The sequence below is a fragment of the Bathymodiolus thermophilus thioautotrophic gill symbiont genome, assembly GCF_003711265.1.
Classification (GTDB): Bacteria; Pseudomonadota; Gammaproteobacteria; order PS1; family Pseudothioglobaceae; genus Thiodubiliella.
The window spans coordinates 1597573-1610355 of record NZ_CP024634.1; the positions used below are offsets into that span (position 1 = coordinate 1597573).

At 38.6% G+C, this 12783-nt stretch carries 8 protein-coding genes; 2 read left to right on the forward strand and 6 right to left on the reverse strand.

Annotation, left to right across the window (positions count from 1 at the left end; all coding sequences use genetic code 11):
- Positions 1–28 precede the first annotated feature (28 nt).
- Complete coding sequence (locus MS2017_RS05425) at positions 29–1555, reverse strand: hypothetical protein (protein WP_122951521.1); 1527 nt, start codon at positions 1553–1555, stop codon at positions 29–31.
- 472 nt (positions 1556–2027) lie between these two features.
- On the opposite strand from MS2017_RS05425, the gene MS2017_RS05430 reads away from it, so the two are divergent.
- Entirely contained in the window at positions 2028–3032 is a 1005-nt protein-coding gene (locus MS2017_RS05430; RefSeq protein ID WP_122951107.1) for an IS5 family transposase, read from the forward strand.
- Between the two features lie 634 nt (positions 3033–3666).
- Here the strand turns inward: MS2017_RS05430 and MS2017_RS05435 are convergent.
- The 3 genes from MS2017_RS05435 to MS2017_RS11215 form a co-directional block, all read right to left on the reverse strand.
- On the reverse strand, positions 3667–5238 hold the full coding sequence (locus MS2017_RS05435) for a hypothetical protein (protein ID WP_164707616.1): 1572 nt from the start codon (positions 5236–5238) through the stop codon (positions 3667–3669).
- A gap of 103 nt (positions 5239–5341) precedes the next feature.
- On the reverse strand, positions 5342–8245 hold the full coding sequence (locus tag MS2017_RS05440) for a hypothetical protein (RefSeq protein ID WP_122951523.1): 2904 nt from the start codon (positions 8243–8245) through the stop codon (positions 5342–5344).
- A gap of 455 nt (positions 8246–8700) precedes the next feature.
- Positions 8701–8850 (reverse strand): hypothetical protein, encoded by a 150-nt coding sequence (locus MS2017_RS11215; RefSeq protein ID WP_158009269.1) that lies wholly within the window; start codon positions 8848–8850, stop codon positions 8701–8703.
- Between the two features lie 138 nt (positions 8851–8988).
- Between MS2017_RS11215 and MS2017_RS05445 the strand changes: the two genes are divergently transcribed.
- Positions 8989–9171, forward strand: coding sequence for a hypothetical protein (locus MS2017_RS05445; protein WP_071563980.1), 183 nt, complete (start codon positions 8989–8991; stop codon positions 9169–9171).
- Positions 9172–9182: 11 nt separating this feature from the next.
- Here the strand turns inward: MS2017_RS05445 and MS2017_RS05450 are convergent, their stop codons facing one another.
- Both MS2017_RS05450 and MS2017_RS05455 read right to left on the reverse strand, forming a co-directional pair.
- Positions 9183–9728: a hypothetical protein gene (locus MS2017_RS05450; RefSeq protein ID WP_122951524.1), complete on the reverse strand. Its 546-nt coding sequence runs from the start codon at positions 9726–9728 to the stop codon at positions 9183–9185.
- Between the two features lie 127 nt (positions 9729–9855).
- On the reverse strand, positions 9856–12450 hold the full coding sequence (locus tag MS2017_RS05455; RefSeq protein ID WP_122951525.1) for a hypothetical protein: 2595 nt from the start codon (positions 12448–12450) through the stop codon (positions 9856–9858).
- Positions 12451–12783 lie beyond the last annotated feature (333 nt).

Sequence of the window (12783 nt, forward strand, 5' to 3'; positions counted from 1 at the left end):
GAGGCTTAGGGATTAACTTGAGGAGGCATTACCTTTTGATCATCGTTATAAAGGGGGCTTCAAAAGTACAATTAGCCGTATATATCTTTACTATACCTAGAGAGAATGTAACTACCTCATTTGGTTGGCAAAGGTACTCGCCAGTGTCTGTCGTTATTCCTTTGTAATTATAAATAGAAGTGCTATACCTTAAGCCTTTAAGCACTGGGTATTTCCAGTACCCCTTTCTAGCACTTTTCGGATAGGCGACTTTAGCATAATCAATAACCAAAAGAAGTTTACTCTCTATTCCAGCTATTTTCACTTTAGTGCTTTCTACAAAGGAGGTGCCATGTATTTTGAGCATTGCCTCTTCAGCTTCTTTTAAAAGGACTTCTATTTGACCTGCTGCAATTTTAAGTTTTTTAACATCCCACTCATGCTTAGAGGACTGCTCAATAGCGGTCGCATTAGTATAATTATTCATCGCTATGATGTAATTAGCACGATCAGCTTCCGTCTGTGCAATTATTTCTTCTACAACCAATTTAACAAAATTAGTTTCTGTGTTCCACTGTGAAATGCTGCTGTTCTCCCACAAGGTGGAAAATCCTGGAGCATTTGTATAACCGGTTTGATTGTGATTCCAAACATCATAGGTATCCGAAAAATCGCCATTGCTGGCTGCTTTATAAACACGCTTAACCCCTCTAGTAATCTCAATTATTCGACCATTAGGCTTTCTAAACCTGTGCATAAACAGACGGTAATAATCATCCCAGGTTATTGTTATTGCTGGGTTGTTGGGCAAATTAATTAACTGAAAACTCAATTTGGTGCCATCATTTAGCAAGGTTGTATGTGCAGGAAAGTAGTGACCGTTTACTTTAAATAACTGGAAATTTATCGCAGTAATGTCTGTTGCCTCTACTACCTTGCCTTTCATATCCATCATTCTAATGCTTTCTTTTGTGAGTGACTTCTCTGTGCCATACAATTCACTTGTAAGGGTAAGGGTGTTCTCAGTTGGGGAATAAGATGATTTAAAGTTATAACTTAATAGCCAGTTTGTCTTTTTCGGCTCAATTGTCTCACACTCCTCATTGTTTAAATTCTGCATAGCGCCGTTTCTTGGAAACCTCAACTGGCAAAACTTTTCATCTGTATCATTATCCCAATTAACATAAAAATACTCATCAGTACGAAGTGTAAAGTTGTACTCTAATGCATCAACAAAAGTATCCTTATCCATATACACACTTGCATCCAGTGGCAAATTTCTGACTTCCATCTCCAATCGCCTCCCATTTGAGAGTGTTATAGATGTGCATGTATCGGTATAAGCGCCATCTACTTTCATTAAGTCATTGAAGCACCATTCACCGCCATCATAGGCGGAACCTGGCTTTGCCCTTGCCCACATTATGGCCCATTCAAAGTCTATTTTTACATTGAAGGTTCTACTGGTAGTATCTAGGCTGGATGATATTGCTAGTACTTCATTACTTGTATTTGCAGATACTATACTTGATAGCACTACAGTTGATAGTAGTGCACTTTTAAATATTTGTTTCAAAACTTTCCCTCATTAAATTGACTCCCCACCAAGCACTGTACATTATAAAAATGAAATTGTCAAATGAATAATTTATAGCGCTTAACTTCTATACCTACATGAGGCCCTTGCATTAGATATGGATATTGAATAAAGGGCAAATTTTACTCCGTTGTAATTTTTTTTATAAAGTCTATCCTGATAGGACTAAGATGGCTTTATAAAAATTTACAAATGAGTGAGGGCTGGTCTTTGGTTAATATTTATATCTAATGCAGTTCTCGTCTTTTACCACTGTCTCTTGGTCGGCCATTTCTTTTGTAATTTTCTTACTATCTACTATTGATGACATGGGTATTTTTGCTGCTAATACTTGAAGACCCCTGCATTAAACTAAAAAACCCAACAAAAAATCACAAATCAACCCTCAAAACCTTATGCAAACATTAGAATTTATGATAAAATACTATAATTATCAGACACTTACAAAAAAATGCGAGTTAAAACCACTCAAGAACAAACCTTTGCTGATAGTTTTATCAACATACCAAACTCCCAACTAGACATCATTAACAAAGTTATCGATTGGGAAGTTATAGCCAAAGATCTGTCTCATATTAAAGTTGACTATTCTGCTGTTAGTCTGTTTAAAGCGCTATTAATAGGCACATGGCACAATCTCTCTGATGAGAAGTTGGCTGATAGTCTTAGTAGAGATTTAGTCTTTATTAACTTTTGCAACTTTAGCCTAAGTGGCAACAAACCTGATGCTACAACCATTGGCAGATTTAGAACCAAACTAATCAAACAAAATCTATTTGATAGACTTTTGAGTAGCATCAATCTTATGCTTGAGAATAATCAACTCAAACTCTCTAATGGCAAACATGTTGCCATGGATGCAACCTTAATTCAAAGTGCTAGACGCACTAAGAAGATTATTACAACACACAAAACTGGTGAGGTTTATGAGATTGATAGTAACCCAATTCAATATTCAGATGATAAAGATGCAAGATGGACATTTAAGGCGGGAAAATACACTTATGGATATTCATCAGTAGTAACAACTGATGCCAATGGATTAATTAACAAAGCCACTACGCACCCTGCTAATGATAGTGAAATGACTCATTTTGAAGAAAATGTTAAACAGGCAGGCAATCAAAAAGGCGTAAGAGTTTTATACGACAAAGGAGCAGCCTCTCAAGCTAATAGTGAAGCACTTAAAGCACAAAAGTTAAGAGATGGTATTATGCGCAAAAAACCCAAAGGCAAGCAAATGAGTCATTGGCATAAATTACGCAATAAAGCAATCAGCAAAAGAAGGTTTGTGGTTGAACGCACCTTTGGTACGCTCAAACGCACTTATGGTTTGGCAAGAAGTCGTTATATTGGTTTAGAGAAAGTTGCCAGCGAAGTTAATCTTAAAGCTATTGCTTATAATCTAGTTAGAGCGGCGAATGTTTATATTAACAAGGGATTAAATACAGCCTAGGGATTATTGTGTCTTTTTTGTGGAAACAGTACAAAAAAGAGTAGAAAATGAGCGATTTATAGTTGATATTGATGATTTTTTTAATGAAAGTTGGATTTTATATGTTTTTTGACTTTGAAAAGTCAAAAATTGAGGGTTTTGGGTTTTGATGGTTGGTTTTAGGGTGCTATGCAGGGGTCTTACTTGGGATAAAGATGGGTGTTAGATTGTTTAGTTTATTTTTTGAAAATGGTATTCTAATGAAGGCACGATAATAGTAATTATAATAAGCAGTTGTTTTATTGCGCTTTGATGCCCTTAGCTTCTAAATTCCCAATTCAGGGGGAGTAAGAGATTCTTGTGTGGCAGGGAGCTATGGGGATGAAATAAGCGTGATATTAGGTGCTTGTCTGCGTCACAAATACTTCTATAGCAGTAGCAACCTTGTCATTACCTAGTGAGAATGTAACGCCTTCACCTTTTTTGGCAAAGATGCTCACCTTTGTTATTGGACTTATCCTTGTACCCATGCTTGCTTGTGATGAAAACTAAGCCTTGAATCGTTGGGTTTTTCCCATTTGCCTTATTTGTGTTATTGGTTATACCACCAAACCCCCAATTAAGGGGGTTTAGTGAAATCTTCAAAGGGTCTTTATTAAGGGGTAGGTGGGGTTTTGATAAGTGTTATTGTAGATGTTGAAGAATCGCCTGCATTAGTTGAATTACAGGAAACACTGAACAATTTTATCAATCCTATTGAAAAAGTTACATCTTCGCCTGGTTGGCAAAAATATTCCCCCTTGTCGTTAGTGTGGTTTATGTAATTAGATTCAGAGGCAGTGAAAGTTACACCTTTTAATGTCGGATATTTCAAAAATCCTTTTAGTCCAGTAATGGCATACACTTCTCTAAGCTTGGTTTTCATAAAGTCCAATATTCCCTTAATCTCTAATACAGTATTTTGAGCGTTAGCTCTTAATGTATCGTCAATTATTTTATTTGTAGTTTCATCTGCAAGATTAAATAAAGCAACTAAATTAGAAAGTGCCTCCTTGGTGTGGGCGAACTTATCACTTTCATCTCCTTGAATGTAATTCAGTGCGTTGACTTTAATAGTAGAAGCCGCAACCTTGCGATCCTCAACAAGGGCGCTATTGTTTACATCTTTAGCGTTGTTATTCTCTCTTTCAACTTTAGCAGCAAGAACCAAAGTGTTTATACTTTTGCTTGCTGTATTCCAATTCCCAACTGCATTGTTCTCCCATACCTTAGTATATTTAGAGTTGAGGGGTCTGTTCCATCTACTGCCATTATGTGAAATGGTATGGTTAAGAGAGCGGGCACTACCTCTAACTGTGTAGAAGTAGCTATATCGCTGTACTGCTCTTGTAGCATCAAGAAACCGACCACTTGGCGCTCTGAATCTGTGCTTTAGCAAATTGAAATAATCATTCCAAGAAATCTCTACATTGGGTTCTTGTGGTAAATTAGCCAATGTAAACTTAATATCAGCACCATCAGCAGATAACTTACCACTAGCAGGGAAGTAGCGACCGTTTACTTTAAATAAACGATAGTAAGTTCTTGTCGATGGGGCGCTAACAGTAAGAGTAATGCCTTCGTTAGTCATTGGGTTAATCCCCTCTCTTGGCATAGCCTTGGTAGGGCTATGGAAGGAATTAGAAAATGTCGCTGTATTAGTTTTATCAGAATAAGTAGTTTTAAAATTGTAAGTAAGTATCCAATTAATCCTCTCAATTTCAAGCGAATTACAGTCCTCATCATACCAACTCTGCATTGCACCATTTGCAGGGAAGTTCAACTGACAAAACTTTTCATCTGTATCGTTATCCCAGTCAACATCAAACCATTCATCGGTTCTCTTAGTAAAGTTATTCTCTAAGGCACTGACAAAAGCTGATCTACTCATCGTTACCGTTGATTCCCGAGGTAGGTTCCTGACTTCCATTTTCATCCGCATCCCACTAGAGAGCGATATGGATGTACAAGTAGCACCGTATTCTCCATTTACTTTCATTAGGTCATCAAAGCACCATTCGCCACCATCATAGGCAGACCCTGGCTTTGCACTTGCCCACATTATGGGGTCATCAAAGTCTATGGTTACTGCAAAAGTTTTACCGTCACTGGACAATTTAGATGAGATTGCTGTTATGTCGTTATCGGGGTTCCCGAATACGACGGTGGATAGTAGAGTTGTCGCCAACGCTACACTTTTAAATAAATTTCTTAAATTTTTCATAATATTTTCCTTTTTTAGTTAGCAACGCTCGCCTAATAGTGAGAATTGCAAGCAGTGTTACTACTGTTTAATTATTTTCACCAGTAATTTGGACTGTAGTAGCTTCATTAATACCAGTACCCACTACTCTAACTGGATCTTCAACGGCAGATTCACAGATGTAAGTAAGTGGATTCTTATCTGTAAACTCAGCAGTTGCTCCAAGAATAGAGTTTTCCCAACCTGAATACAGCATAAATACTTGCTGGTCACAGTTCAAGATATTCATATCTTGAAGGGAGTAAGCAGAGTTAGGATATTCTGCGTCAAACATGTTCCAAGCCTTAAGTGGAAACGCATTAGCATTAATATCAGCATTATGAAGCGCACCTACATACTCTTCCAAGGTAAAACTACCGTTGTTTTCAGCAGCTTGTTCAGTCATTCTAGCCTTCTGTGCAGCAGTAAGACTAACATCTAAAACTGCACAACCGCCATTCAAAGTAAAGGCTTTGTCTTTATCCTTGCTTAACTCCTCAGTTATCTGCTCGGTATTGTGATTATTGAAGATAGCAGTAGTAAAGAACGGCTCATTATATTCACAAGCACTTCCACCTTCCTTCGGGGTAAAGACATGAGCAGCACCTGGGTAGTTGTATAGGGCAAATAGTAGTTTAGTTAAGCGCCTTGCTTTAGCATCACCTAAGTATTTCCAACTGGCATTCTTACGCACATTTTTTGAATCCTTCTGTGCATTGCGTTGTGAAACTTCCTTCTCCGCTAGGGATTGAGCAGCCTCAAGATTACTTGTATGGTTATCAGCCACTGTGTAAGCAGCATTAGCAGCGCTTGAGTAGGCGGTAGCACTACTATTCGTACCATCAGAATAATGCATAGCTGCATCCTCTTTATGTCCATTTGCACTGTCACGAGAAGTAGTAGTTACTCCATAACCCTCTGAGGCGGCCCAAGTAGCAAGCGCCTTGCTTTTTGCCACTTTAGCACCAGCTTTAGCAGTGTTTGCCATGTTCTTAAAGTGCTTAACATTGGCTTCAACTTCATTGGAGTCAATTTTAGTATCTGTGAGTTCTCTTGCTTTTATAGCATTAGTAACAAATAACACAGCGTCTTTAACACTTATTGCCGCCTCCGACGCCTCTTTCGCAATAAATTTTTGCATTTCAGCTACCTTATCCCAAGCATGGGTGGCGGAGGTGTAAGCGTTAATCACATACTTCTTAGCAGTTTGCTTATGAGCGTTTAAAATTGAGTCTTCTCCAATTACACTATCTACCAAAGTCTTTGTAGCTTGTGCTTTAGCAGTGGATTCTTCCGCTTTATTCTTAGCAACAGATAGTGCACTACCATCAACTGCAAGGTTTGCAGTTTCAGCTGCCTCTGATGTGAACTTAGCTTCTATAAGTGCCGTAGGAGTACTTACTGTAACAGCGTAATGATTAGCAATAACGCCTATAATTCCCACTATAGATTCCCAATAATTTTTGGCTTCTTCGCTAAGATGTTTAATATCATCAATAAGGGGTGAGTTATCGCCATGACTATGTGAATCCGCAAGCTTGGCGGCTTCATAAGCACTCTTGGCAGCGCTCTTGGCAGTTTCTGCTATTGCTTGAGCAGTTGTTGCTATTTTTTTATACCCCTCAATGTCTTCTAAGTTTGTAGAAAACAGAACTGATTTTTTAGCAGATATTGCTATTGCTTTAGCACTCTTAGCAGCATTCATAGCAGTTGTTGCTTTTGCCTTGTGATCGCCAATAACTTCCGTCGCTTTCAAGTTATTAAACAAAGTTTCAACAGAATTCTTCAATAAATCTGCCGCCTTATACCACTCTAAGGCACCAACAGAAGCTTCTGAAAGAATGTTTAGCGTTCCATGGGGCTTAGTATAAGCGTCTTTAGCCGCCGCAACATCGTCAGAATTTTCGCCACTTTCAGCTGTATTGCTAGCACTTTCAGCCGCATCTTTAGCCAATAAGGCTTTGCTTACCTGAGTAGTTATAATATTAAGTTTTGTTTGAATGTTTGCCGATGTTGTCTCGTTGTTCGCTTTGGTAGCAGTACTTAATGCAAGCTTATAGGCTATCCACGCTTCTTTCCTTTTAGACTGGGCTTTAAGCATACTACGGTGGGTACTGGTTCCAGTACTCCAATTGCTAATTATTGTGTTCGCTGAGTTTTTTATTGCTAACGCCTTTAAGACTAATTGCTTTGCCCCTTCATTGCCTGTTTCAGCATTATCATAGGATTTGGTGGCTTCAGCAGTATTAGTCTGTGCAATCGAAAAATCACTATCACTAGCGGTTGTTGGAACGCCTAAGGCAGTAGATTCTGCACTTGCATCCTTCACGATAGTTGCGGCTACTATGGCGATATTATAGGCTTTTTCAACCTTATCATACAAATCGCTGGCATCTTGCTGTGTGATCGCTGAAACTATTTTTCCAGCTTCCGTTTCTACCTCAGCAACTGCATGTGCAACTTGCGCCCTTGCATTCTTGGCAATAATCTTTCGAATGTAGGTATAAATGTTAAAGTAGGAAATTTTTGCCGCTTTAGCAGAAACTTTAGCAGCGTCCATTGCAGTTTTAGAATCCTCTACAGTGTCCACATCAGAACCATCTTGGTCTGCAAGCTCAACTGCTTGATCATGGGCATCTTTTGCGGTAGCTACTTCCTTTTCAGCTGCCTTCATTGCACTTGCTGCTTCCGCTTGGTGTGTGGCAGTTGTATCGTCTATTGTTATTACATTCCCAGCTGAAAAAGAAGCCTTAACAATACTATATTTATCGGCTGCTTTTTCAGCTGCTTTTTCTGCATTGCCTCTAGCTGTCTCCGCTGCTGCACTAGCTTCTGTTACTACTTTATACACAGGTGCGGTATTCCCGCTAGTATCAGGATCAGATGATCCACCACATCCTGCTAAGGATGCTAGCGCTGTTAGTAGCACCGTTATTTTTGTTAATTGCTTCATGGTATTTTTTCCTTTTTTTTAGTTTGTCCCCTGATTTTAATCTTAAGGCTTGGCAGGGGCATAAGATTCAAATTCTTACACCCTTAAACCCTCAATTAAGAGGGTTTGGTTAAAATTCAAATTGTATAAGGATGGTATTAAAGGGTGCCATCTGAGTCACAGAAACTCTAAATACTTTTGTATTGCCTAATGAGAAGATTGCATTCTTGTTTGGCAAATGTATTTACCGATGCCTATTTCTTCACAATTGCGTCACTATATTGCTATTTATTTCTTAATTCTGCATCTTTTTATTTTTAGGCGACTTGCTAAAAATACACCTATATGCTTTATTATATCATAAGAAAATCAACTCGTTGAGTCTATCGTTTTAATATTCTAATAATGATAAGGAGTATCAATTACACCGCCTATACTCGTTGTTCTAAGTGCAATATCCCACCCCTCATTTACCACTAAATACTTAGTTTACTATTGAGACTAATCTTTTTAATTGTATCGTTATCATATTGCCATGGGTAAATCCTTTGGGCGGTTTTTTGTTGTTCGTATAATTCTGCAAAGGTGTGTGTAATGTTGCATGAGGCATTTATACCATTTTTCAAAATAAACCGTCCGCCTTTGAAATGTTTTGGTAACTTTTGTTAAATCACTGTAAGTTCTTTGAGGTGGTATAGATGATGAATAAAAGGGCAAATTTTACTCAGTTGTATTTTTTTTAGAAGTTCTAGGCAATAGCCCTTTTGATTATTAAAGAAAATACTTTTTTTGCGATTATCCAAGGATATGGAATGTTGGTAAATATGCTTTTTACTTGTCTTGATACAAAAGCATTGAAGCGTAAATCTGTCGAAAAAGACAACGCCTCTTATTTTTCTATTTCTTACACCTCTAAACCCTCAATTAAGGGTTTAGAAAATAGTTAAAGATTTGAGGGTTATTGAACTTGTTTTTCCTGAATAAGGGTTATGGTGGGGGCTGTTTCCCTGCAGGTAAGTGTAAGCACCCTTATAATTCCCAGAGAAAATGCAATATTCTCCCTTTTCTGGCAATAGTATTTACCTTTATCCGTCTCGCCTTCGTAATTAAAAACACTAGAGGTGTAACTTAGTCCACTAATACTAGGGTACTTCCAATAGCCCTGAATACCTGTTTTTTCATAAGTGGCATTAAAATCTTTTTTAGCATCAGCAACCGCTTCATTTGCTTCTTCAACCAACACATTGGCCTCATCTCTTTTATCGGTTTCCACTGTTTTCGCCGATTCCTTAGCAAGCGCTGCCGATTCCTTTGCTAACTTGTATTCAGCATTGACAGTAGCAAGGCTAGGCACATCTTTAACGGCTTCTGCGTGAGCTCTATTTGCTGCCTGCCTTGCATTAGTCGCATGGACAGAAACATCAGCTACCGCATCTGACAAAGCTTTATTTGATAACATTACAAACACCAGTAGCGTCATTATTATTTTGATAAAGTTTTTCATATTGTTTTCCTATTTGTTTAGTCTCCCCATCCCAGATTTTTCTGGAATGTAGGGTGCAAGATCCTACTTATTACATCCTTAAACCCCCAATTAAGGGGGGGGGTAAGGACTAACTAAAGATTCTTTTTTATGGGTTTACTCCAGAACTCTTATTGTTCTCATAATCAATACCTGTACCCTGAGTAGTTACACTGCCATCGGTGAAAGAGGCAGTTACCTTGCCATCACGATCATGAACTCCACAAATGTATGTGAATGGCTTTAAGTCTGATGCCTCAGTTATGCCATTTTCCCAACCTGAGTGCAGCATAAATACTTGTTGACTGCACTTCAGTATATCAAGGTCAGCAGCAACAACAACATTAGCACCAGAAGTCAATCCTGCATTAAGAATTCTTACAATTTTTGAGGAGAAGGCAATATCGGATTCGGCAGAATCAACATTAGTACGATCCTCAACAACAAAAGTCTTTAGCGTATCATTGGAGTCTTCACTAACAATGGTGGCAATGACAGCCTTCTGTTCAGCAGTAAGGCTAATCTTTATCTCTCCACAAGGTTCACGCGTAATGGAAAATTTCCTACCCTCATCTTTTGACAATTCCTGCGCCATTTGTTGAGTATGAAAATCACGCTCTTCACCCGCTGCTAGCGGTGGGTTTCTTGTAAATAAAAAGCCACAATCATTAGTGCCTCCAGGGGTTGGCACATAAGTTACTATTGGTGTGCCTGCTGCTGGATTTTTTTTGTTATACAAAGCAAATAACAACTTAGTAAGGTTTCTTGCTCTTTCTTGATACAAGAATATCCATTTATTTGCTTTTATAGCAATTTGTGCAGTGTGCGCATCGTTATATTGCGCCTCTTTCTTGACTGCTGTGGATTGGGCAGACTCAAGATTTTTTGCGTAAGTATCGGCTTGAGTGTAAGCATCCTTAGCCTTTTCCGTGTAGGCAGTAGTGTTTTCATTAGTATTATTAAAATAAGCAGATGCTGCTGAAGTTTTCCATGCTTTTATGCCTTCCCTAACGCCATAACCTGCTGAGTCAGTATAAGCATTAGCAGCATTTGTCTTTGCAAGTCCAGCAATTAACTTTGCATTGACTGTTACCCCTGTAAAGTGCTTAACATTAGAGTTAATTCCATTGGTATCGACGCTATTATCTGTGCGATTTCTTGCTTCTGTAGCATTAGTTGTGGCACGCACAGTATCTTTGTATGTTGCCGCTTTCACTGATGCAAACCTTGCAATATCTCTTTGCATTTCAGCTATCTTAGCCCAGGCATGAGCAGCTGAGGTGTAAGCATTTATCACATAGGCATTAGCATCATTCTTATGAACGCCTGCTGGAACTAAGTTAGCCGCTCTCTTTGTTTCAGCTGCCTTAACAGTTGTGGCATTAGCGGCATCTATTGCCCCTTGCTGCGTGCTGATAGTAGTAAAACTGAAGTTTTTAACTGCAGCTTCCTCTGATGCGGCCTTAGCATCGTTAAGAGCCTGGGGTTTATCAAGATAAAGCAGGTGGTTAGCAATCTCTTCAAGTTTACCCTTAGTGTCATTCCAAAATTTAGTTGCTTCTGTGGCTGCTTGATTTGCAGCAGTTACATATTGATCGTCAAGGTCATTATTTTTGGCAGTGTTAGCGGATAATGCAGCGGTTAAAGCATTGTCCTTTGCGGTTTTTGCATCAGCCACTAAACCATTAACAACTGTTTGTTTTTCTACAACAAATGCCATGACAGTTGAACTTAGCGCTGCAGTGGTTGCGGTAACTGCAGCATCATAAGCGACTTTTGCATTGTTTCGTGCGGTAACCGCTGTATTTTTATGACGCTCAGAATCAGATACTAGAGGAAAATTATCAGCAGATATTTTAGCGGCATCCATTGATTGTTTCGCCTTCGCTACCCAATGTTTAGCACCTTTTTTAGCTTCTTCGCCTTCGTCTTTTTCATAATAGTCTTTGGTTGCGCTAACATTGGAACGGGCAACACTATAAGCCTCATCATTGGCATCCCCATTCTCTTTTGTCAGTAAAGTGTTGGCTTCAGTATAAGCAACCTCTACTTTGTTAAAGGCAGTGGTTGCCTCTTCCCAAGCGGTTTTTGCATTAGAAAATGCTGTGGTTGCAGCTGTTTTAGAGGTAGCAACGGAGGCTTCAGTTTCTGCGGTAGTAGCAGTAGCGGCTTTGTCTTTTGTAATTAACCACTGATCCCCTGCAGTAAGCTTGCGAATGGTGGTAAAAATATTATAATAAACAACTTTTACTTTTTTTGCCCCTGCAACTGCTTTAACATACGATGCGTTTGCAACAGTAGCTGCTTGCCTTTCAACTGTAGCCTGCGCTTTCAAATCTGAATCATCAAGAGCTTCATTTGATGCGGTTTCTGCTGTAATGGCAAAGGTATTAGCAGATTCCTGAGCGTCATTGGCAAGGATTGTCTGTCTTGTTGCCTCATTAAAAGCATTCCTTGCTGTTGCCTCTTGATTATTACTACCTTTGGTCAATGTATCTAAGTCTATACTATTTACAATAACTATTTGGGCTTCCACTTCCTTAAAGGCTTTTTCTGCATTAACACTCTCTTTAACTGCCGCACTTATTGTTTGATTAACATCTCCAGCCTGATCGGCATCTTCAGCGCTTCCGCCACTACTACCACAACCTGTTAATGACATTAAACTCATTAATATAACTATTGATTTCGTTAATTTTTTCATAATTGCATTCCTTAAGTTAAAATTGTCATACCTTGACACCAAGAAACCCCGAATTAATGGGGGTTAAGAGTTAAGAGGTATAAGGATATCTAAGTGTGGAATTTTGTAACAATCATTGCAAAAAAATTATAAATAGGAAGTCCTCGCGTTACATTATTATAGCATAAATACCCCCCCTGAACTCATCTATTTAATCTTTTAACGCGAGACCTTTGTATGAATGTGGAAAATTAGCAAAATTCAATTTACGACTAATCACCCAAATTTTACTACCATCACTTAGGCGATTTATTTTTGAAAACGCTATAAGGCGGAGTTTGCACCTTTAGCAAT